This is a genomic window from Conyzicola nivalis (assembly GCF_014639655.1).
GTDB classification, from domain to species: domain Bacteria; phylum Actinomycetota; class Actinomycetes; order Actinomycetales; family Microbacteriaceae; genus Conyzicola; species Conyzicola nivalis.
In genome coordinates, this window is record NZ_BMGB01000001.1 from 406058 (window position 1) to 426720 (window position 20663).

General features: G+C 69.2%; 18 protein-coding genes. 10 read left to right on the plus strand and 8 right to left on the minus strand.

All coding sequences use genetic code 11. The annotated features are described in order from the left end of the window. Window positions 1–34: 34 nt before the first annotated feature. Genes truB through IEV96_RS02070 form a run of 4 tightly spaced genes read left to right on the plus strand, consistent with a single transcriptional unit; the run spans window position 35 to window position 2783 of the window. The gene (gene truB, locus IEV96_RS02055; RefSeq protein ID WP_188509048.1) at window positions 35–943 is read left to right on the plus strand and encodes a tRNA pseudouridine(55) synthase TruB; all 909 of its coding nucleotides are present in this window, start codon (window positions 35–37) and stop codon (window positions 941–943) included. Window positions 944–986: 43 nt separating this feature from the next. Next, entirely contained in the window at window positions 987–1355 is a 369-nt protein-coding gene (locus IEV96_RS02060; RefSeq protein ID WP_188509049.1) for a hypothetical protein, read from the plus strand. 10 nt (window positions 1356–1365) lie between these two features. Further along, window positions 1366–1812 carry a hypothetical protein gene (locus tag IEV96_RS02065; protein WP_188509050.1) on the plus strand — a complete coding sequence of 149 codons (447 nt, stop codon included), beginning with the start codon at window positions 1366–1368 and terminating at the stop codon, window positions 1810–1812. A 2-nt stretch (window positions 1813–1814) separates the two neighbouring features. After that, on the plus strand, window positions 1815–2783 hold the full coding sequence (locus tag IEV96_RS02070) for a bifunctional riboflavin kinase/FAD synthetase (protein WP_188509051.1): 969 nt from the start codon (window positions 1815–1817) through the stop codon (window positions 2781–2783). Here IEV96_RS02070 and IEV96_RS02075 read toward each other — a convergent pair. Both IEV96_RS02075 and IEV96_RS02080 read right to left on the minus strand, forming a co-directional pair. After that, entirely contained in the window at window positions 2780–3055 is a 276-nt protein-coding gene (locus IEV96_RS02075) for a hypothetical protein (RefSeq protein ID WP_188509052.1), read from the minus strand. The genes IEV96_RS02070 and IEV96_RS02075 overlap by 4 nt on opposite strands. Then, entirely contained in the window at window positions 3048–3650 is a 603-nt protein-coding gene (locus tag IEV96_RS02080) for a hypothetical protein (RefSeq protein ID WP_188509053.1), read from the minus strand. Before IEV96_RS02080 ends, IEV96_RS02075 begins: the two co-directional genes overlap by 8 nt. A 55-nt stretch (window positions 3651–3705) precedes the next feature. Between IEV96_RS02080 and IEV96_RS02085 the strand changes: the two genes are divergently transcribed. Continuing rightward, complete coding sequence (locus tag IEV96_RS02085) at window positions 3706–4938, plus strand: MFS transporter (RefSeq protein WP_188509054.1); 1233 nt, start codon at window positions 3706–3708, stop codon at window positions 4936–4938. 10 nt (window positions 4939–4948) lie between these two features. On the opposite strand, the gene IEV96_RS02090 is transcribed toward IEV96_RS02085, so the two are convergent. Then, window positions 4949–5911 carry an ROK family protein gene (locus IEV96_RS02090; protein WP_188509055.1) on the minus strand — a complete coding sequence of 321 codons (963 nt, stop codon included), beginning with the start codon at window positions 5909–5911 and terminating at the stop codon, window positions 4949–4951. Window positions 5912–5976: 65 nt separating this feature from the next. Between IEV96_RS02090 and IEV96_RS02095 the strand changes: the two genes are divergently transcribed. Next, complete coding sequence (locus tag IEV96_RS02095) at window positions 5977–7512, plus strand: SDR family oxidoreductase (RefSeq protein WP_188509056.1); 1536 nt, start codon at window positions 5977–5979, stop codon at window positions 7510–7512. Here IEV96_RS02095 and IEV96_RS02100 read toward each other — a convergent pair. Continuing rightward, a complete protein-coding gene (locus IEV96_RS02100; RefSeq protein WP_188509057.1) occupies window positions 7485–8843 on the minus strand; it encodes a M20/M25/M40 family metallo-hydrolase in 1359 nt (452 codons plus the stop codon). The two genes, IEV96_RS02095 and IEV96_RS02100, sit on opposite strands and share 28 nt — an antisense overlap. 72 nt (window positions 8844–8915) lie before the next feature. Here IEV96_RS02100 and IEV96_RS02105 point away from each other — a divergent pair, with 72 nt between their 5' ends. Continuing rightward, entirely contained in the window at window positions 8916–10511 is a 1596-nt protein-coding gene (locus IEV96_RS02105) for a stealth family protein (RefSeq protein ID WP_229732954.1), read from the plus strand. 38 nt (window positions 10512–10549) lie between these two features. Here the strand turns inward: IEV96_RS02105 and IEV96_RS02110 are convergent, their stop codons facing one another. Continuing rightward, entirely contained in the window at window positions 10550–11533 is a 984-nt protein-coding gene (locus IEV96_RS02110; RefSeq protein ID WP_308419457.1) for a phosphodiesterase, read from the minus strand. Window positions 11534–11631: 98 nt separating this feature from the next. Here IEV96_RS02110 and IEV96_RS02115 point away from each other — a divergent pair, with 98 nt between their 5' ends. Together IEV96_RS02115 and IEV96_RS02120 are read left to right on the plus strand one after the other, a co-directional pair. After that, on the plus strand, window positions 11632–11982 hold the full coding sequence (locus IEV96_RS02115; protein ID WP_188509059.1) for a DUF6804 family protein: 351 nt from the start codon (window positions 11632–11634) through the stop codon (window positions 11980–11982). A gap of 212 nt (window positions 11983–12194) precedes the next feature. Continuing rightward, the gene (locus IEV96_RS02120; protein ID WP_188509060.1) at window positions 12195–14342 is read left to right on the plus strand and encodes a DEAD/DEAH box helicase; all 2148 of its coding nucleotides are present in this window, start codon (window positions 12195–12197) and stop codon (window positions 14340–14342) included. 158 nt (window positions 14343–14500) lie between these two features. Here IEV96_RS02120 and IEV96_RS02125 read toward each other — a convergent pair whose 3' ends face one another. Next, window positions 14501–15667, minus strand: a complete 1167-nt coding sequence (locus tag IEV96_RS02125) for a DUF2510 domain-containing protein (RefSeq protein WP_229732956.1) — start codon at window positions 15665–15667, stop codon at window positions 14501–14503. A 233-nt stretch (window positions 15668–15900) separates the two neighbouring features. Here IEV96_RS02125 and IEV96_RS02130 point away from each other — a divergent pair, with 233 nt between their 5' ends. Beyond that, a complete protein-coding gene (locus IEV96_RS02130) occupies window positions 15901–17415 on the plus strand; it encodes an aspartate ammonia-lyase (RefSeq protein ID WP_188511084.1) in 1515 nt (504 codons plus the stop codon). 11 nt (window positions 17416–17426) lie between these two features. Here the strand turns inward: IEV96_RS02130 and IEV96_RS02135 are convergent, their stop codons facing one another. Then, the gene (locus IEV96_RS02135) at window positions 17427–18050 is read right to left on the minus strand and encodes a protoporphyrinogen oxidase (RefSeq protein ID WP_188509061.1); all 624 of its coding nucleotides are present in this window, start codon (window positions 18048–18050) and stop codon (window positions 17427–17429) included. Window positions 18051–18097: 47 nt separating this feature from the next. After that, window positions 18098–20590, minus strand: a complete 2493-nt coding sequence (locus IEV96_RS02140; protein ID WP_188509062.1) for an ATP-dependent DNA ligase — start codon at window positions 20588–20590, stop codon at window positions 18098–18100. Between the last annotated feature and the right edge of the window lie 73 nt (window positions 20591–20663).

The window sequence follows — 20663 nt, forward strand, 5'->3', positions numbered from 1 at the left end:
GCACCATGAGCGGCGGCACAGACGGGATCGACCGATGAAGCCGCCCACCAATCCGGCCAGCGGCATCCTGCTCGTCGACAAGCCGCAGGGCATCACGAGCCACGACGTCGTCGCCCGCACCCGCAAGCTCGCCGGCACCCGCAAGATCGGCCACGCCGGCACACTCGATCCGATGGCCACCGGCCTCCTCGTGCTCGGCATGAACAGCTCGACGCGGCTGCTCACCTTCATGGTGGGCCTCGGCAAGGAATACTCCGCCACGATCCGCCTCGGCCAGTCGAGCGATACGGATGACGCGGAGGGCACCCTCGGCGAAGCGGTCGACGCCTCGGCGATCGGAGACGACCAGATCGCCGCCGGTATCGCGCGGCTGACGGGCGAGATCTCCCAGGTGCCGAGCAGCTTCAGCGCGATCAAGGTGGACGGCAAGCGCGCCTACGCGCTGGCCCGCGCCGGCGAGGATGTCGAGCTGAAGTCGCGCACCGTCACCATTTCGGCCTTCGAGGTACTCGCCACCCGCAGATCCGCGCCGTTCATCGACCTCGACGTGCGCGTCGAGTGCTCTAGCGGCACCTACATCCGCGCCCTCGCCCGCGACCTGGGTGACGCGCTCGGTGTCGGCGGCCACCTCACCGCCCTGCGTCGCAGCCGGGTGGGCCCGTTCGACGTCGCCGACGCGGCGACCCTCGAGACCCTCGTGGTGAACGACCGCCTGCTGAGCCCCGCGTCGGTCGCCACCGCGCTCTTCCCCTCGCACACCCTCGACGGGCAGGACGTCATCGACCTCGTGCACGGCAAACGGCTCACCGTCGAGGGCCTCGAGAGCACCGCGGGTCCGATCGCGGGTCTCGGCCCCGACGGCCGTCTGGTCGGACTGCTCGAGGTGAGGGGTTCCACCGTGCGGGCCATCGTGAACTTCCCCACCGACGAGGTGCTCGAATGACGGTCGCCCGAGTGCAGGCCGCCCGAGTGACGGGAGCCGAGCGATGATCGAGTGGTTCGCCTACGCGCAGATCGTCGTGGCCCTGGTCGCCGGCCTGCTGGCCCTCGTGCTCGGCCTCGCCGGCAAGCGCCCGGCCGACATCACCATGGGCGCAACCGCCCTGGTCGAGGTACTGCTCCTGGCGCAGATCGTCGTCGCGGCGCTCGCCCCGGCGTTCGGCAACACCGCGAGCGGCAGCACGCTCGAGTTCTGGGTCTACCTGGTCACCGCCGCGCTCATCCCCCCGCTGGCCATCGTCTGGGGGCTCGTCGACCGCACGCGCTGGAGCACAGCGGTGCTCGGCGTCGCCTCTCTCGCCGTCGCGGTGATGCTCTACCGCATGTATCAAATCTGGTTCGTTCAGGTCGCGTAATCTAAGAACAATGACCACCACGACTCCCTCACGTTCGGCCGGCATCGGGCGCGTGCTCATCGCCGTCTACGCGCTGCTCGCACTCGCGGCCACCGGTCGATCCGTCTTCCAGCTGCTCGACGACTTCGACAAGGCCCCCGTCGCCTACTCGCTCTCCGCACTGGCCGCCGTCGTCTACATCGTCGCGACGATCGCGCTCATCGCGCCCGGCCCCGCCTGGTACCGCGTCGCCTGGATCACCATCTCGTTCGAACTGCTCGGAGTGCTCGTCGTGGGACTGCTCAGCATCTTCGACCCCGTGCTCTTCCCGGCGAAGACCGTCTGGTCGGGCTTCGGCGCCGGCTACGGTTACGTGCCGCTCGTGCTGCCCCTGCTCGGAATGCTCTGGCTCTACCGTCGCCGCCCGCGCGCCGTCGTCGCCGACGATGCCGCCCTCGCGAGAAGCACCGGGGTCTAGGCGTGCGGTTCTTCCAGTCGCTCGGCGAGGTTCCCGCCGGGTTCGGTCCGAGTGCCGTCGCGATCGGCAAGTTCGACGGCGTGCACGCCGGCCACCGCCGGGTCATCTCCGAGCTGCGCGACGTGGCCGCGCGCGACTCGCTGCAGGCGACCATCGTGACGTTCGACAGGCATCCGCTCGCCCTCTTGAATCCGGGATCCTGCCCGCCTCCCCTCGTCAGCAACGCACAGAAGGTCGAGTTGCTCGCGCGAGCGGGGGTGGATGCCACGGTGATGCTGGCCTTCGACCGGGCGTTCAGCGAGCAGTCGCCGCTCGAATTCGTGGAGCGCATCCTCGTCGACGCACTGCACGCCAAGGTCGTTATGGTGGGGGCCGACTTCCGCTTCGGCAACCGGGGCAGCGGCACCGTCGACACCCTGCGCGAGTTCGGCCAGCGCTTCGGCTTCGCCGTGCACGTGATCGACGACGTCGTCGAGCCCGAGTCCGACTCGCACAATTCGCGCCGCGCGTCGTCCACCTGGATCCGGGAGCTGCTCGCCGCCGGCCGGGTCGCCGAGGCGGCACTCGTACTCGGACACGAGCCGACGGTGCGCGGGGAGGTGGTCATGGGCGCCCAGCGCGGTCGCGCCCTCGGCTTTCCGACGGCGAACCTGTCGCCGCGCAGCGAGGGCTTCATCCCCGGCGACGGCGTCTACGCGGCCTGGTTCACGGCCGACGGCGTGCGTTACGGCGCGGCCGTCTCGATCGGCAACAACCCCACCTTCGACGGCGTGCCAGAGAAGCAGGTCGAGGCGCACGTGCTCGACGAGACGATCGACCTCTACGGCAAGATCGTCGAGGTGGCGTTCGTCGAGTACATCCGCGGGCAGGTGAAGTACTCGACCATCGAGGCCCTCATCGAGCAGATCGCCGACGACGAAACCAAGGTGCGGGCGATCCTCGGCTATCCGGAGAAGGCTTCGACAGCCTAGGTCTTTATCAGCCGCGCGAGCGGCACCCGCACGCCGTGCTGGATCTTCTCGACCACGTCGGCCGGAATCGTGCCCACGATGGGCAGCTGGAGCTCCTTCGCCCACGAGCCGATCTTCTCGGCGATCTCGTCGGCAGGGAGGTCGCGAAGGAACGGCTGGATCTGCGCCCACATCGGCTCCAGCGCCTTGATGTCGAAGTGCTTGCCGCCGAATAGGTTGCCGACGACGCCCTCGAGTCCGCCGATGTCGAATCCGCCTGTTTTCTCAGCCATGATTTTCCTCCTGCTCCCCATCGTAGGCCGGCGGCAGGCCCGTGCGTCCGTAGAGGAACAGCACGATGCTCGCGCCCAGCGAGCGTGATTCCGGACCCCGCCCCACGAACCAGTCGCCGTCGATCGCCACGAGCGTGACGTCGCGGAGAACCGCCCGGATCGGCAGCGGTGCGTTCAACGCCCTGGCGACCGCGACGGCGCCGAGCGTGACCGGGTCGATGTCGATGGGGGAGCCGGTGGCTTCAGCGACGTCGAGCGCCGTGATGACGGCGGCGGCCAGGTCGCCGAGCGGCCGACGCCTCGCGGAGTCGGTCGTCACCGCGCGAAGCAGGGCGGGCAGGTCGTCGGAGAGTGCGCGGGGCGACCGGCGGCTGAGGGCGGCGGTCGCCCGCTCCCGCCGCGTCGCGCGCAGGCGCCAGACGAGGCGCGCGAGGTCGTCGTGCACCCCGGCCCGCGCCTCGGGGGCGAGGCCGTCGACGAGCGCCGCCAGGCTGGTCAGCACGGCGGCGAGGCGCTCGCTCCAGTCGCCCGTGACGCCGCTCTCGTCGCGGCGGGGACGCTGGCTCAGCGGCAGGTACCTCGATACATCGCTCATCGGCACCCACTGTACTGCGGCCACCGCCGGGCGGTACGCGCCGTAAACTGGTCCGATGCCCTCTCCCACCCGCCTCCCACTCTGGGCGGGTCGGACCCTCGCTCTCGTCGGTATCCTCCTCGTCGCCCTCAGCCTGCGCTCCGCCGTCGCGGCGATCTCGCCGATCATCGACGAGATCGACGTCGACATCCCGCTCTCGAGCGTGGCCATCGGGCTCATCGGCATGCTGCCGCCGATCTTCTTCGCGGTATCCGGCTTCATCGGTCCGTTCGTCTCGCGTCGCCTCGGCCTCGAGGGCGCGATCGTGGTCGCGATCGGGCTCATGGTCGTCGGCCACATTCTGCGAGCCGCATCCGGTTCTTTCGCCGTCCTCCTGATCGGCAGTGCCGTCGCCCTGCTCGGCATCGGCGTCTGCAATGTGCTGCTGCCGCCCGTGGTCAAGCGTTACTTCCCCGACCGCATCGGCTTCATCACGTCGACCTACGCGACCCTGATGGCGGTCAGCACCGCCCTGCCGTCGGTGCTCGCCGTCCCGGTGAGCGAGGCGCTCGGTTGGCGCTTCTCGCTCGGGATCTGGGCGGCGGTGGCCGGCACCGCGATCGTGCCCTGGATCATGCTGCTCGTGCGTCATCGTCGCGACCGCGCGGCGGCCCTGCTCGACGAGACGACGGAACCCGAGATTCCGGATGCGGCCCTCGAGGGCCGGCTCTGGCGTTCGCCCGTCGCGGTGGCCATCGCGATCACGTTCTCCGTCTCGACGATCAGCGCCTACTCGGCCTTCGCCTGGCTGCCGCAGATCCTCGTCGACCTCGTGGGTGTCAGCCCGGCCGCGAGCGGCAACCTGCTCGCGCTCTACGCCATCGCGGGGCTGCCGGCCTCGATCGTCGCGCCCATCCTGGTCAGCCGCCTGCGCAGCCCGGCGTGGCTCATCGTGCTCGGCGTGTTCTTCTTCGTCGCCGGCTACCTCGGCCTGCTGCTGGTGCCGGAGACCCTCACCGCGCTGTGGGTGGTGCTCGCCGGCGCGGGCCCCATCCTGTTCCCGATCTGCCTCGTGCTGATCAACAAGCGCACCCGCACGCACACGGGTGCGGTCGCGCTCAGCGGTTTCGCCCAGGGCATCGGCTACACGATCGGCGCCTTCGGCCCGCTGCTCGTCGGGGTGCTGCACGACGCGACCGGGGGCTGGACCGTGCCGCTGACGTTCCTTCTCGTGCTGTCGCTCGTCGGCATCTACGGCGCCGTCGTGCTGTCGCGGCCCGGCATGGTCGAGGACCAGCTGAAGCGCTGAGTGCGTCGCGTTACGCGATCATCTCCGCGCGGTGGATGAGCGCGGCCGATCCGATGAGGGGGCCGGCGTCGGAGAGTGCGGACGGAACGACCTTCACCTTGGTGACGAAGCCGAAGGCCACACGCTTCGCGATGGCTGCGCGGATGAACCGGAAGAGGTCGGGCGTCACGCGCGAGAACCCGCCGCCGATCGCCACGATGTCGAGGTCGTCGAGGGCGGCCGCCGAGGCGATGGCCTGCCCGATGGCGCGGCCGGAGCGTTCGACGGCGGAGATGGCGATCGGGTCGCCGGCGGCGTAGGCGGCCGCGAGGTCTTCGCCCCTCGCGCCCGTCCAGCCCTGCCGGTTGGCCCAGGCCACCGTCTTCGGACCGGAGGCGATCGCCTCGACGCACCCGATGCCGCCGCAGAGGCACGGGTCGTCGAAACCGCCGACCTCGACGTGCCCGATGTGGCCCGCGTTGCCGGTGGGGCCGGCGATCGCGGAGCCCTCGAGGATGAGGCCGCCGCCGATGCCGGTGGAGACGATCATGCCCATCACGTTGTCGTAGCCGACGGCCGCGCCGACCCAGTGTTCGGCGAGGGTGATGCATTCGCCGTCCATGCGCATGGTGACCGGCACGTCTGGCACGGAGTCGACCACGAGCTGGCGCAGCGGGAAGTCGCGCCATACGGCGAGGTTCAGGGGTGAGACGAGTCCTCGGGCCACGGTGATCGGGCCGGCCGAGCCGACGCCGACGCCGAGAAGGTCGGTGCCGGCGGCGCGGGTCGCGAGGGCGTCGGTGAGCACGGAGCGCACGGCCGCGGCCAGTTCGTCGGAGGTGGAGCCCGCTCCGGTGGGGCGGCGGAAGCGGCTGCCGGGCACCACCTGGCCGTTCGAATCGACGAGGGCGGCCTCGGCCTTCGTTCCGCCGATGTCGATCGCGAGGGCGAGGTTTTTGGTGGTGGTTTCGCCGGTCGCGGTCGTCGTCGTCATGATGCACATTCTATCGACGGGCGCGAGGGCGAAATTCTCAGGGAGAGCGCGCGTAGCGTGGCCGGATGGCTAAGCGAGTGTTGGTGACCGGTGCAAGCGGCTACGTCGGCGGACGGCTGGTGCCGCGCCTGCTCGACGCGGGCTACGACGTGCGCGTGGCGGTGCGTAACCCGCAGAGGCTTCGCGATTATCCGTGGGCCGACCGGGTCGAGATCGTGAAGGCCGACCTCACCGTGGCAGGCGAGGTGACGGCGGCCGTCGAGGGCGTCGACGTGCTCTACTACCTCGTGCACGCCATGGGGGCCGGCGGCGACTTCGAGAAGAGCGAGTCGCTCGCGGCGACCACCGTCGCGACCGCGGCGAAGAACGCCGGAGTGTCGCGGATCGTCTACCTCGGCGGCCTGCACCCCGACGGGCCGCTCAGCCCGCACCTGCGCTCCCGCGCGGAGGTGGGCCGCATCCTCCTCGACTCCGGCGTGCCCACCGCGGCGCTGCAGGCCGGCACGGTGATCGGCTCCGGTTCCGCGTCGTTCGAGATGATCCGCCACCTCACCGAGGTGCTGCCCTACATGCCCGCCCCGAAGTGGGTGCGCAACTTCATCCAGCCGATCGCCGTGCGCGACGTGCTGCACTATCTCGTGGCCGCCGCCGAGCTGCCGCCCGAGGTCAACCGCACCTTCGACATCGGCGGTCCCGACGTTCTGCGCTACGGCCAGATGATGAACGGCTACGCCCTCGAGGCCGGCCTCAAGCAGCGCCCGATCGCGTCTCTGCCCGTCTTCACACCGTGGCTCGCCTCGCAGTGGGTCAATCTCGTCACCCCGATCCCGCGCGCCCTGGCCGTGCCGATCATCGCGTCGCTGCAGTACGACTGTGTCGTGCGTGAGAACGACATCGACGACTTCGTCCCGCTGCCGGAAGGCGGCCTCACCGGCTACCGCCGTTCGGTCAGCCTCGCGCTCGGCAAGGAGCGCGCGGGCGAGGTCGAGACGAGCTGGCAGGACTCGTCGGTGTACGGCGCCCCGAGCGACCCGCTGCCGAGCGACCCGCAGTGGTCGGGGCACACCGTGTTCACCGACCTGCGCGAGAAGCACACGCAGGCCAGCCCGGCCGAGCTGTGGCGCGTCGTCGAGGGAATCGGCGGCGAGAACGGCTGGTACTCGTTCCCGCTGGCCTGGGCGGCCCGCGGCTGGGCAGACAAGGTCGTCGGGGGAGTCGGCCTGCGGCGCGGCCGCCGCAACGCCACCCGGCTCGGAATCGGCGAGGCGCTCGACTGGTGGCGCGTGGAAGAGCTCGACCGGGGCCGCTTCCTGCGCCTGCGCGCCGAGATGCGCGTGCCGGGACCGGCGTGGCTCGAGCTCACCGTGACCCCCGACCATGAGGCAGCGGATCCGGATGCCCCGGGTGCCGTCTACCGGCAGCGGGCGGTCTTCTTCCCCCGCGGTCTCGGTGGCCGCCTCTACTGGATGGCGATACTGCCGTTCCACGGCGTGATCTTCGCGGGCATGGCCAGACGCATCACCCTCACCGCCGAGAAGAACACCGCCGCCCGTGCGGCCGCGCCGACCGACGGTCAGAGCGCACCGAGCAACCGCTCGTAGAAGCGCACGCCGCGCAGCCAGGTGTCGACGTCGATGCGCTCGTTCACGGCGTGCAGCGTGCCGCGCTGTTCCGCCGTCATCTCGAACGGGCTGAACCGGTAGACGTGACGGCTGATGCGCGTGAAGTGCCTGCTGTCGCTCGCGCCGAGCTGGATGTATGGGGTCACCACCACGCCCTCGAAACTCTGCTCGATCGTGCGCGCCAGCAGGTTCCAGGCCGGTCCCGTCGTCGGCGAGACCGGCGACGGTTCGCTCGGATGCTCGACCTCGATCTGCACCGCGTCGTCGCCGATCGCCGAGCGCACGTGCGCGACAGCGTCGGCCACCGACGAGCCGACGGCGACACGGACGTTGACGGTCGCCGTCGCGCGCTCGGCGAGCGCGTTGGCGGCCTGGCTGCCGCCCAGTTGCGTGACCGCCTGCGTGGTGCGCACCATCGCGTTCGTCTCGTCGCCGAGCCGCGCGAACAGACGCAGCAGCAGCGGCCGGGTGAGCCAGAGGTTGCCGAACACCCACTTCAGCGGTCCGGTCGCGTGCGCGCCGAGCGTCGAGATCATCTCGAGGTTGGTGGGGGAGAACCGCGCGGGAAACGGCTTCGCATCCAGCCGCACGATCGCGCGGGCCAGCCGCCCGGTCGCGGTGAGCCGCGGGGGAGTCGAGGCGTGGCCGCCCTGCTGCCGCACGGTCAGGGTGAGCGAGGTGATGCCCTTCTCGCTCACTCCGACCACCGCGCTCGGTTTTGCGACCCCGGGGAAGATGCCCTCGACCACGGCGCCGCCCTCGTCGAGCACGAGCGCGGGCCGGATGCCGCGTCGTTCGAGCTCGTCGACGATCGCGGCGGCCCCGGCGCCCGTCGTCTCCTCATTGTGGCCGAAGCTCAGGTACACGTCGTGCCGGGGGCGGAAACCCTCGAGCACGCGCGCCTCCACCGCCTCGAGGATGCTGACGAGGGCACCCTTGTCGTCGAGGGTTCCCCTGCCCCAGAGGAGGTCGCCGCCGTGCGCGCCCCCGCCCGTCACGATCTCCGCCGCGAACGGCGGCAGTGTCCACCCCTCCTCGGCGGCGGGCACCACGTCGTAGTGGGCCATCAGCACGGTCGGGTCGCCGTCGGGTTCGCTCCCGGCCCAGCGGTACAGCATCGAGTGGCCGTCGACGAATTCGCGTTCGAGCGCGCCGTGCAGTGCCGGATACAGCTCGGGGAGCGTGTTCACGAAGAGGTCGAACTGGGCCAGGTCGGTCTGCGAACCGTCGAGCCTCGACACCGTAGGGATGCGCACGAGGGCGCGGAATCTCGCTAGGGAACGCTCGTCCGCGGCGCTTCGCGTGGTCATCCTCCGACTCTAGGGCTCACCCCCGCCGCCACCCCACTCCGGATCGCCAGCGTGCTCGACTACAGTTGTCCAGTGAGCAAAAACCTTGAGGCCGCCAAGAGCGGCCGCGCAGACGTCACGGCGGTTCCTTCGTCGTGGCCTCGCACGCTGTCGCGCGGCGACGTCGTTCTGCACAAGGGCCAGCTCTCGCTGATCAACGACCAGCTCACGCCGCACGAGTCGATGATCGCCGACCTGCTGTTCGTCAAGCGTGTTCTGGATGACGCGGGGCTCGAGTACCTGCTCGTGCGCGGCAACGACGAGCGCCCGGTGATCGCCGTCGACTGGAAACAGCGTTCCGTCCTGCAGGACGCGCTCGCCGTCGCCATGGCGACCGAACCCTTCTACGCCAAGACCGTCGACCCGAACGCCGGCCCCGCCCTCTTCATCGCCGACGGACGGCTGTCCACCGACGACAAGGCGCGGGTGTTCCGCCTGTTCCGCCCGAGGGTCGAGCCGCTCGGCCGGCTGCGCTACGGCGCCTCCACGGGCATCCAGCTCGAACTCTGGTCGTTCACCGAAACCGAGATCATCGCGCCGGTCGAGAACTCGCTCACCCGCACCGTGATCCCGCGCTCCGAACTCGTCGAGTCGACGGTGGAGCGCTACGGTACCGTCTGGCGCACCGCCGAGCCGATGTTCAACCGGCTCGCCTCCGACATCACCTTCGACATCGACATCGTCTTCTCCTGGGTCGACGGCACCGACCTCGAGTTCCAGCGTGCCAGGGCCAGGCGCATGCAGAGTTACGTCGTTGGCGAGGGCGACGACCACGAGGCCCGTTTCCGCCAGATCGACGAGCTGCGCTACGCACTGCGCTCCGTCTACGTCTTCGCGCCGTGGATCCGCCGCATCTTCATCGCCACCGACTCGCCGACCCCGCACTGGCTCGCCGACCATCCCAAGGTCACCGTCGTGCGCAGCGAGGAGTTCTTCTCCGACCCCTCGGTGCTGCCGACCCACAACTCGCAGGCCGTCGAGAGCCAGCTGCACCACATTCCCGGGCTGGCCGAGCACTTCCTCTACTCCAACGACGACATGTTCTTCGGCCGTCCGGTAACCCCCGACATGTTCTTCTCCCCTGGCGGCATCACCCGTTTCATCGAGGCGGAGACCCGCATCGGCCTCGGAACGAGCGCGCCCGAGCGAAGCGGCTTCGAGAACGCCGCGCGCGTCAACCGCAACGTGCTGTTCGAGCGGTTCGGTGTCACGATCACGCGCCACCTCGAGCACTCCGCCGCACCGCTGCGCAAGAGCGTGCTCGCCGAACTCGAGCGCGAGTTCCCCGAGGAGTTCAAGCGCACCGCGGCCAACGCGTTCCGCAACCGCGCCGACATCTCGGTGACGAACTCGCTCTACCACTACTACGCGCTCGTCACCGGTCGGGCGGTCGCGCAGACCGACGCCAGGGTCAGGTACGTCGACACCACGACGCGCGCCGGGCTGAAGATGATGGAGAGCCTCATCAAGAAGCGCTCGTTCGACATGTTCTGCCTCAACGACGGAAGCTTCCCCGAGGTCGACGGCGAAGTGCGCAGCGACGCCGTCAAGGCGTTCCTCAACCGCTACTTCCCGATCGTGGCCCCGTGGGAGAAGAAGGCGTCCGAGATCGACAGCCAGGCGGGCTGACCCTCTAGGCGGGCTGACCCGCTAGTCGGGCTGACCCGCTACTTGATCAGCGCGGCCTTTTCGAGCCGCACGGCGCTGATGATGTCGGCCGGCACGGTGAGAACGGTCTCCTCGTCCACACCGCTCGAGGCGGCGGGCGCGATGCGCACGCCCTCGCGGCGCAGGATCGCGGCCGTCTCCTCCGCGGTCACGTAGCTCACGGGCGCGTACGACCCGATCGGTACGACCGAGTGCAGCACGGTGTCCTGGAACACGTGGATCAGGTTGAACGCCTGCGCTCCGTTGCGGGCGCGCGTGCCGCCGACGGGCACGTTCAGGTCCTGCGTGTAGCAGGTGGCCGAGGCGACCGAGACGGGGATCCCGGCGAACGAGGCCGTCGACGAGTAGTGCAGGTGGCCGGCGATGATGCTGCGCACGTCCGAGCCGCGCAGCACCTCGGCGAGCCCGGGCTGGTCGCGCAGTTCCACGAGAACGGCGAGGTCGAGCACGCTCGGGATCGGCGGGTGGTGCAGGGCGAGGATCGTGCCGTCGCGGGAGGGTACGCTGAGTTCCTCGGCGAGCCAGTCGAGCTGGGCGCCGGTGATCTCGCCGTAGTGATGGCCGGGCACGGTGGAGTCGAGCGAGATGATGCGCAGGCCGTTTACGTCGTAGACGCGGTCGACCGGTGCCGACTTCTGCTCGATCCCGAGGTGGCCCTGGTCGAGCAGCCCGTCGCGGAAGGCCCCGCGGTCGTCGTGGTTGCCCATCACCCACACCACCTGGGCGCCGAGCCGTCCGGCCGCCGGTTCGACGATCGCGCGCAGCTGCTCGTACGCGGCCGGTTCGCCCTTGTCGGCGAGGTCGCCCGTGATGACGATGGCTTCGGGTCGACCCCCTGACGCCTCTACCTCGTCGAAGAGCTGCGCCAGATTGCGCTCACTCTCGACGGATCCGTAGAGCTGCCCTTCGCCCACGAAGTGCGTGTCGCTGAGGTGGAGAATGAAGTGGTCCGGCCGAGGATACTCTGCCGTTCGGAGGCTCATGCGTTCCATTCCACCAGACAAATGCTGGACAGCAGGTGAACTGCGGCTTGCGAGTCGCGTAATTACGGCCGAGATCGCGGCGGCTAAGCTTGAGCGAAATGAGCGCCTCGTACCCCACTCCCCAGTTCCGTCGCACGGCGCTCGCACCCGGCATCCTCGGCGCCCTCGTGCTGCTGGCCGGCATCGCGCTCATCGGCTCCGACGCGTTCACCATCATTCGTTTCGCGGTCTGCGCCCTGGCCCTGATCGTGAGCGTCTTCGCCTGGCAGGCCAGGATGTGGTGGTGGATCATCGGGCTCGGGCCGATCGCGCTGCTCTGGAACCCGGTCTTCCCGGTCGAACTCGACGACAACACCTGGCTCACCGTGGAATACGTCGCCGCCCTCGTCTTCATCGCCGCGGGCATCCTGATCAAGATCCGCAACCCCGAAGACCGCAATCGGCGCTGATTACCGGCACTCCCGCGCGGATCGTCTAGAATAGCTGCAACGCACCTCGAACCCACCGGTCGCATCGCGACCGGGTCTGGATCACTCGAACGGGCGCCGTCACCCGTCGGTCATCCGGGGTGACTGCCTTTGCACCACGTCCAGAGCAGCGACCTTTCCCAGCACTACCGGCGGTAGCCCGTGGTGCCTGGAGAAACAGCACGAGGAGAACAATGGCCGAACAGGGCCAGCGCCAACGGCGCCAAAGCAGCACCGGCGGATCATCCGGCTCGTCGTCCGCGAGGCGTTCCACCCAGCAGCGCCGGGCGCGCGGCGGCGACGACGCCGGCGTGATCCCCGTGCTCGCGCGCGCCGCTCGCGAGGTCGAGACCGCCGTGCAGAAGGGGCCGCTCAAGCCGGCCAACCGCGCGAGGTTCCAGGTCGCGGCACTGCTGCTGCGCGAGGAACGAGCCCGCGTCAAGAAAGACCCGGCCCTCACCGAGGCCGAACGCTCGAACGAGCAGAAGCGTCTCGACGGTCTGGCCGGCATCCTGGCCAAGACCGCCGCGCGCGACACCAGCCTCATCGCCATGCTCGCCGAGGACGCCCCGGTCACCGCCGCCGCGAAGGCGCTGCGTCGCGACCTGCTGCTCGCCGCGGGTGTCGAGCTCAGCCCCGACGAACTCATTATCACCACCGAGCCGAAGCCGGTCGACAAGACCGTCGAGAAGCAGGTGGTCCCGCAGTCCGTGCGCCAGATGCAGATGTCGAACCCGTTCCTCGCGCCCGACTTCAGCGCTCTGCAGCCCAAGCCCGTGCAGGTGAACCGCCTCGCTAACTGGGAGCTCATCGAGCCGCTCTTCCGCGCCTTCGAATACGGCGCGGGCGGGGGAGCGGCCAGCATGCAGCTTCCCGAGGCCCAGGGTCTCACAACCCCCGGCGGCATCGAGTTGATGCGCCACCAGGCCCGTTTCGTCGAAGAGGTCAAGCACGGCCATCGCACCTTCCTGCTCGCCGACGAGCCCGGTCTCGGAAAGACGGCACAGGCCCTGCTGGCCGCATCCGTCTCAGGCTCCTACCCCCTCCTCGTCGTCGTCCCGAACGTCGTCAAGACCAACTGGGCCCGCGAGGTCGAACTCTGGACCCCGTCGCGCACCGCCACGGTCGTGCACGGCGACGGCAAAGACGTCGACGCCTTCAGCGACGTCGTCATCGTGAACTACGAGGTGCTCGACCGCCACGTCGGCTGGCTCAGCCGCTTCGGCTTCAAGGGCATGGTCGTCGACGAGGCGCACTTCATCAAGAACCTCAAGAGCGAGCGCAGCAAGAACGTGCTCGCGCTCAGCCGCAGCATCCGGGCCGCGCAGCCCCGCGCGCTCATGATGGCGCTCACCGGTACGCCGCTCATCAACGACATCGACGACTTCCGCGCCATCTGGCAGTTCCTCGGCTGGATCGACGACAAGAAGCCGCTCTCGCCGCTCATGGACAAGCTCGAAGACACCGGGCTCACCCCGGCCGACTTCGGCTTCTTCCCCGAGGCACGGCAGGCCGTCATCGACATGGGAATCGTGCGTCGCAAGAAGGTGGATGTCGCGGCCGACATCCCCGCGCGTCGCGTCGCCGACATCCCGGTCGAACTCGACGACGACCTCGGACGCACCATCCGTGCCGCCGAGGCCGCGCTCACCGCGCGCCTCCTGACCACCTACCGCCGCGTGCGCGCCCTCAAACCCGATGCCGAGGTCGACGACCTCGTCCGCGTCGTCGCGCACGCCGAACTCGAGGAGTCGAAGGGCGCGAAGACCGGCGACAACGTGTTCACCATGGTGCGCAAGATCGGCCAGGCCAAGGCGGGTCTCGCCGCCGACTACACGGCACAGCTGGCCCGCAACGTGGGCAAGGTGGTGTTCTTCGCGAAACACATCGATGTGATGGATGCCGCGGAGGCACACTTTGCGAAGGTGGGTCTCACGAGCGTCTCCATCCGCGGAGACCAGTCGCCCAAGGCGCGCCAGGCCGCGATCGACGCGTTCTCGAACGACCCCGACGTCTCCGTCGTCGTCGCCTCGCTCACCGCGGCCGGCGTCGGACTCAACCTGCAGGCGGCGTCGAACGTCGTGCTCGCCGAGCTCAGCTGGACGAGCGCCGAGCAGACCCAGGCCATCGACCGCGTGCACCGCATCGGTCAGGCCCTGCCCGTGACCGCCTGGCGCATCATCGCCGCGCACACGATCGACGCGCGCATCGCCGAGCTGATCGACTCGAAGGCCGGACTGGCAGCGCGTGCGCTCGACGGTTCCGACGAGGAGATCACGGCCGAGTCGAACATCCAGCTGCAGGCGCTGATGAGCCTGCTGCACGACGCGCTCGACGACTAGAAGCCGGCGGTCCGTCGGTCACACGACGACGAAGGTTCCGACCGGAAGCCCCGAGAAGGCGACGAGCGCGGTCGCGGCCGCGGTGAGCAGCACGAAGACCAGTGCGGGTGCTCAGCCGCGTCGCGCCGTCGATCCGGTCGTAGCTCCTGTGGATCTCTCTACTTTTCCATGTCCCAGACGCCCCAGTCGAGCACCTGCCATTCGATCCAGCCGTTGGCGCGCTCGAGGCGCACCGCGACCTCGGAACTGTTACCGCTTGAGCTGATCGCGGTGCACACGGTCTGCTCGCCGAAGATCACGGGGGGAGTCGCCGGGCAGGAGACGCTCATGGAGGCTCCGCTGATGAGAAGGGCGTCGCCCTCCACGGAGGCCTCGAGTTGCGAGGTGAACATGGCGGGGAGAATCGCGATGAGCAGGCCGGGGATGGCGATGACGGAGGCGAGGTGTAGCGCCCCGAGACCGAACCAGACGAGGACCGGGCCTGTGCCGTGCCCCGACTCGCGGATCACGGAGCGGGCGCGGGCCAGCAGGTAGACCGGCGCGGTGAGGAACGACCAGGTCCAGTGCGCCGGGCGTTCGACGCCCTGCTTCTTCAGCATGCGGAAGTCCGCGTAGGCGAGCGCGATGACGATCAGGTAGGGCACCGTGAGGATGCCGATGAAGAGGGTGGCGTTGCTCCCCATGCCGAGTGCCGTCAGCAGCAGCAGGCTGAGCACCAGCTGGAACAGCGGGATCATCGCGATGATCCAGGCGGGAGCGGTGCTGACGAGGGGGGTGTTGCCGGATGCCGCGGCGCCCGTCCGCGCGTTGCCGGGGTAGCCCGCCCGCGCCGTCGACCGGCGCGTCTCGTACTGCGGTTCGCCACCGCTGCGAATTCCGAAGGGGTCGTCGAGCGGGTCCGACGTCGAGGTTCCCGTGGCGAAGGGGCGGGTTGTCGACGCGCCGTCGAACAGCGAGTCGAACGACGGGAGGGGGGACTCGCTCTGAACGCCGGTGCCGCCGTAGGGGTCGACCGGGGGCGTGGGGAAGTCGTCGACCTTGGTGAACGCGCGGGGAGGTGCGAGTTCGCGGAGGGTGGCGGCGGTCGGTTCGGCCGGGGTGTTCCGGCGGCGTTCTTCGCGCAGGCGTTCGCGCTCGCGTTCTTCGCGGCGGGTGGGGAGCTCGTCGTCGGCCCAGGCGAACTTCGTGTCCTGCATAACGATGGGCTGGCGGGCGGCGGACGTCTGCTCGGTCCACGCATGGTTGTTCCACCAACGCAGTTGCGGAAGACCCAGCGGGTCTGGATACCAGCCAGCAGGCGCGCCGAACGGATCGTCTTGAGCCACGTTGTTGTTCCCCTTTTCGGAAGCTACTCTTCCGACTTGTTGATGAGTATAGGGAGGCGCCAACCGCAAGCGCATCATTTCTCACGTTGTGTACCCACCCCCAAAGCCGGGGGGTGTAAACCGCACAAAGACGGGGATCGCGGTTAAGGCGGGGCACGAACCCGTCCGTTCACGTGTGGGTCACCCGCCGTTCCCACCGGTAGCTAGGCTGCTATGACAGTCGAAGGAGATTGATCGTGACCACCCAAAATTCCCCCACCCGTACGGAAACCGATTCCCTAGGCTCGCTGGAGATCCCCGCGCAGGCCTACTGGGGCATCCACACAGCGAGGGCGCTCGAGAACTTCCCGATCACCAGGCGCGCGATCGCGAACTATCCCGACCTCATCCGCGCCCTTGCCCGGGTGAAGCAGGCGGCGGCGCGCGCCAACGCGCAGATCGGCGTTCTGTCGAAGGAGAAAGCCGACGTGATCGACCGGGTCTGCGAGGAGATCGTCGGGGGAGCGCTGCACCGTGAGTTCTGCGTTGGAGTCATCCAGGGCGGCGCGGGAACCAGCACCAACATGAATACCAACGAGGTGATCGCCAACCGCGGCCTCGAGATCATGGGCTACGAGCGTGGCGACTACGCCCGCCTGCACCCGATCGACGACGTGAACCGCAGCCAGAGCACGAACGACGTCTACCCGACGGCGATCAAGCTCGCGATGGTCTTCGGTATCCAGCGCCTGCTCGCCGAGCACCGCCTGCTCACCGCGTCGTTCACCCGTAAGGGTGCGGAGTTCAACGAGATCCTCAAGGTGGGACGCACGCAGCTGCAGGACGCGGTGCCGATGACGCTGGGCCAGGAGTTCCGCGGCTTCGCCCACACCCTGGCCGAGGACTACGACCGGCTCGGCGAGACCATCAAGTGGCTCAACGAGATCAACATGGGTGCCACGGCGATCGGCACCGGTATCACCGCCGACTCCCGCTACGCCGACGCCGTGCGCGAGCAGCTCATCGGAGTCACGGGAATCCCGATGGAGACCGCCCCCGACCTCATCGAGGCCACGAGCGACGCGGGCATCTTTATGACGGTGAGCGGAACCCTCAAGCGCGCCGCCGTGAAGCTCTCCAAAATCTGCAACGACCTGCGCCTGCTCAGCTCCGGCCCGCAGGCCGGCATCGGCGAGATCAACCTGCCGCCGCGTCAGGCGGGGTCGTCGATCATGCCGGGCAAGGTGAACCCGGTGATCCCCGAGGTCGTCAACCAGGTCGCCTTCAGCGTGATCGGTGCGGATGCCACGGTGACGGCCGCTGCCGAGGCGGGGCAACTGCAGCTCAACGCCTTCGAACCGGTGATCGCCCACTCGATCCTGCAGTCGCTCGCCTGGATGACGAAGGCCTGCTACACGCTGCGAGTGAACTGCATCGACGGCATCACGCCGAACATCGGCAAGCTCGCGCAGCAGGTGGAGTCGTCGGTGGGCGTCGTCACGGCGCTCACGCCGTTCATCGGGTACGCGGCATCCGCGAACCTGGCCCACACCGCGCTGACGACCAATGCCTCGATCGCCGACCTCGTCGTCGCGGCGGGGCTGATGACGAAGTCGGACGTGCAGCGTGTGCTGTCGCCCGAGCGACTCAGCGGAATGGTGCCGACGACCTCGGCGATAACCACGATCGACGTCGCCTCGCTCGAGGCGCAGGCGGCGCGGACCCACGAGCCCCGCGCCACCGAGACGGTCGCCCCGACTGAGCCCTAGTTCACCGAGCCCTAGACCTTGGGGGCCGAGCCCTGATTCGCAGAAGCCGGGCCCTCGAGCTCGTCGTCGTCTTCGTCGTCGTCGAGTTCGAGGGCGCGGTCGCGGGCTTCGCCCACCGAGAGGGTCGCGCGCTCGACGGCCTCTTCGCCGCGGTCTTTGAGGTCGGCGGCCGTCTTCGCGACCTGGTCCTTCACGTCGTCGGCGGCGCCGCTGACGCGGTCTGCCACGTCTTTCGCGGTGGCGGAGGTCTTGTTCGCGACGTCCTTCGCGGTAGCGGAGGTCTTGTTCGCGACGTCTTTCGCGGTGGTGGAGGTCTTGTTCGCGACGTCTTTCGCGGTGGCGGAGGTCTTGTTCGCGACGTCTTTCGCGGTGGCGGAGGTCTTGTCGGCGATGTCCTTCGCCGTCGCGGCGGTCTTCGTCGCGACGTCTTTGGCCACGGTTTCGGCGCGGTCGCGGATGATGGGCGCCTGGGTGCGCGCGTAGATCTCGACGTCGTCGCGCACCTTGGCGACGCGCGGGTCTTGCCAGTAGTGCGCGGCGGTGGCCTTGATCCTGTCGTACTTCTCACGGCCGGCGCGCGCGCCGAGGACGTAGCCGATGCCGAGGCCGGTCAGGAGGAGGAGTTTGCGCTTCATGCCTCCACCCTAACCAGCAACACCGTCATCGGCCATCGCGACCGTGATCAACCCTCCACTTTCACGTCGGCGACCTCTTTGTCGGGGCGCCAGCCGCGCCAGCTCGGCTGCCGCAGCCGTCTGGTGGGGGTCCACTCGGCGAATTCCACCTCGCCGACGAGCTTCGGGCTCACCCACACGGCGTCGCGAGCGTCGGCGGTGGGCACGTCGACCACGGCGCTCGTCTTGCGCGCGAGTTTCTTGAGCCGCGGCATCATCTCGTCGAGCGCGCGGTCGTCGAAGCCGGTGCCGACGCGCCCCACGTAGCGGATGCCGTCACCCTCCGGCACGCCCATGAGCAGCGATCCCACGCGCCGGGCCCGCGACCCGTGGCCGGGACGCCAGCCGACGATCACGACCTCCTGCGCCCGGTGGTGCTTGAGCTTCAACCAGGTGCGGGAACGCACGCCGGGCGAGTAGCGGCCGTCGAGCTTCTTCGCCATCACACCCTCGAGCCCGAGCGAGCCGCTGCTCTCCATCGCGGCGGCGAGATCGCCGTCGAACACCGGCGGCACCTGGATCACAGCGTCGGGGTGCACCGTCTCCTCGAGCACCGCCCGCCTGTCCACGTATTCGCGGCGCATCAGTCCGGTGCCGTCGCGCTCGAGGATGTCGAAGACCATGAACGTGGCCGGGATGCTCTTGGCCGCCTTGTCGACGTCGGCCTGCTTGCGCAGGTGCATGCGGCCCTGCAGCAGTGAGAAGTCGGGGCGTCCGCGTTTGTCGAGTGCCACGATCTCGCCGTCGAGCACCGCATCACCGTCGACCGCCTCCACGAGCGCGCCCAGCTCGGGATAGCTCACCGAGATGTCGACGCCGTTGCGGCTGAACAGCCTCAGCTCGCCGGCACGCACCTCGGCGATCGCGCGCACCCCGTCCCACTTCATCTCGAACGCCCAGTCGCTCTCGTCGTCGAAGGCCGCCTCTGTGGTGCTGCCCAGGGTGGCGAGCATCGGCGAGGGCGGCTTCGATCCCGACCGCGCGGGTGCCGCGCGGTCGGCCTTCCCGCGCGCGGCGGGCGCCGTGTCATCCGGGGCCGCGTCCTTCGGCGGGTCTGCGGGCTGTTCCTTCATCAGGTGGATCAGCCAGTTGTTCTCGGCGCGGCCCTCCCCGCCGGAGTGGATCAGGGCGTAGCGGTGCGTGCCGTGCTTCTCGCCGTGCAGCACCGCGATCACCTCTTCGCCGTCGCGCCATTTCTCGAGCTCGTAGGTTCCGGCGTCCCAGATGGTGACCTCGCCCGCGCCGTACTCGCCCGTGGGGATGCGGCCCTCGAAGCTGCCGTACTCGAGCGGGTGGTCCTCGGTCTGCACCGCGAGGTGGTTCGTCTTCGAGTCGGTCGGCACGCCCTTCGGCAGCGCCCAGCTGACGAGCACACCGTCGTGTTCGAGGCGGAAGTCGTAGTGCAGCCGCCTGGCGTGGTGCTCCTGGATGACGAACGAGAAGCCGTCGGAGGGCTCGGCCGCCTCGGCGGGCACGGGCTCGGGCGTCTTCGACCCGTCGCGCATGCTGCGGTACTTCTCGAGCCGGTCTGTGCCCGTCGACGCTGCCCCGGCCGCCACGAATCCCGCCATGCGCTCCGGGGTCGGCTCGAGGGACGCCAGGTGACCGGCCGTCAGTCCCTCGAGCGGGTCGCCGTTCTTCGCCACCCGCGCGAGCACCTCGGTGTACTCGAGCTGCGCGAAGTTCTTGCCCGCGAGTTCCCGCCAGGTGCGCGGCGCCGCCACGGTCGGCCGTTCGCGGCCACGCAGCGAATAGGGCACGATCGTGGTCTTGTTGCCGTTGTTCTGGCTCCAGTCGACGAGCACGCGGCCGTCGCGCAACGACTTTTTCATGTCGCTGACGACGAGATCCGGATGGTCGGCTTCCAGCACCCTGGCGAGTTCGTGGGCGACCGTTGCGACCTCGTCGCTCGTCTGCTTGCCGTCGAGCGCCGCGTAGAGATGGATGCCCTTGCTGCCGCTCGTCACGGGCAACGGGTCGAGGCCCATGCCGGCGAGGATCTCGCGGGCGAAGCGGGCGACCTCGGCGCACTCGGCGAGGCCGACGCCGGGACCGGGGTCGAGGTCGAGCACGAGGCGGTCGGGGTTCTTCTGTGTCCCGGTGCGGCCGAACTGCCACTGCGGGACGTGGATCTCGAGGGCCGCGATCTGCGCGAGCCAGGTGAGAGTCGCGAGGTCGTTGACCAACGGGTACTCGTTGGTGTGCTCCTTGTGGGCGATAGCGCGGCGCTTCACCCAGCTGGGGGTGGAGTCGTCGAGGTTCTTCTGGAAGAACACCTGCCCCGGATCATCCGCGGTCCCCACCCCGTGCACCCAGCGTTTGCGCGTCGCGGGACGGTTGGCCGCGTGGGGGATGAGGAACTCGGCAATGCGGGCGTAGTAGTCGATGACGTCGCGCTTGGTCGTTCCGGTCGAGGGGTAGAGCACTTTGTCGAGATTGGTGAGTTTGACGCGGTGGCCGTCGACGGAGACGACCTGGTCTTCTGCGGTGCTGGCTGCCATACCACCATCGTGGCGGGGGCCCGCCCGACGCGGAAGGCATTGCCCCGGCGCGCGGGGGTGTGTTCACTTGCCT

What these genes read in the sequence shown, in the direction of transcription:
- truB (WP_188509048.1), top strand. Translation starts at nt 35, where the DNA reads ATGAAGCCGCCCACCAATCCGGCCAGCGGCATCCTGCTCGTCGACAAG.
- IEV96_RS02060 (WP_188509049.1), top strand. Translation starts at nt 987, where the DNA reads ATGATCGAGTGGTTCGCCTACGCGCAGATCGTCGTGGCCCTGGTCGCC.
- IEV96_RS02065 (WP_188509050.1), top strand. Translation starts at nt 1,366, where the DNA reads ATGACCACCACGACTCCCTCACGTTCGGCCGGCATCGGGCGCGTGCTC.
- IEV96_RS02075 (WP_188509052.1), bottom strand. Translation starts at nt 3,055, where the DNA reads ATGGCTGAGAAAACAGGCGGATTCGACATCGGCGGACTCGAGGGCGTC.
- IEV96_RS02080 (WP_188509053.1), bottom strand. Translation starts at nt 3,650, where the DNA reads ATGAGCGATGTATCGAGGTACCTGCCGCTGAGCCAGCGTCCCCGCCGC.
- IEV96_RS02085 (WP_188509054.1), top strand. Translation starts at nt 3,706, where the DNA reads ATGCCCTCTCCCACCCGCCTCCCACTCTGGGCGGGTCGGACCCTCGCT.
- IEV96_RS02090 (WP_188509055.1), bottom strand. Translation starts at nt 5,911, where the DNA reads ATGACGACGACGACCGCGACCGGCGAAACCACCACCAAAAACCTCGCC.
- IEV96_RS02095 (WP_188509056.1), top strand. Translation starts at nt 5,977, where the DNA reads ATGGCTAAGCGAGTGTTGGTGACCGGTGCAAGCGGCTACGTCGGCGGA.
- IEV96_RS02100 (WP_188509057.1), bottom strand. Translation starts at nt 8,843, where the DNA reads ATGACCACGCGAAGCGCCGCGGACGAGCGTTCCCTAGCGAGATTCCGC.
- IEV96_RS02110 (WP_308419457.1), bottom strand. Translation starts at nt 11,533, where the DNA reads ATGAGCCTCCGAACGGCAGAGTATCCTCGGCCGGACCACTTCATTCTC.
- IEV96_RS02115 (WP_188509059.1), top strand. Translation starts at nt 11,632, where the DNA reads ATGAGCGCCTCGTACCCCACTCCCCAGTTCCGTCGCACGGCGCTCGCA.
- IEV96_RS02120 (WP_188509060.1), top strand. Translation starts at nt 12,195, where the DNA reads ATGGCCGAACAGGGCCAGCGCCAACGGCGCCAAAGCAGCACCGGCGGA.
- IEV96_RS02135 (WP_188509061.1), bottom strand. Translation starts at nt 18,050, where the DNA reads ATGAAGCGCAAACTCCTCCTCCTGACCGGCCTCGGCATCGGCTACGTC.
- IEV96_RS02140 (WP_188509062.1), bottom strand. Translation starts at nt 20,590, where the DNA reads ATGGCAGCCAGCACCGCAGAAGACCAGGTCGTCTCCGTCGACGGCCAC.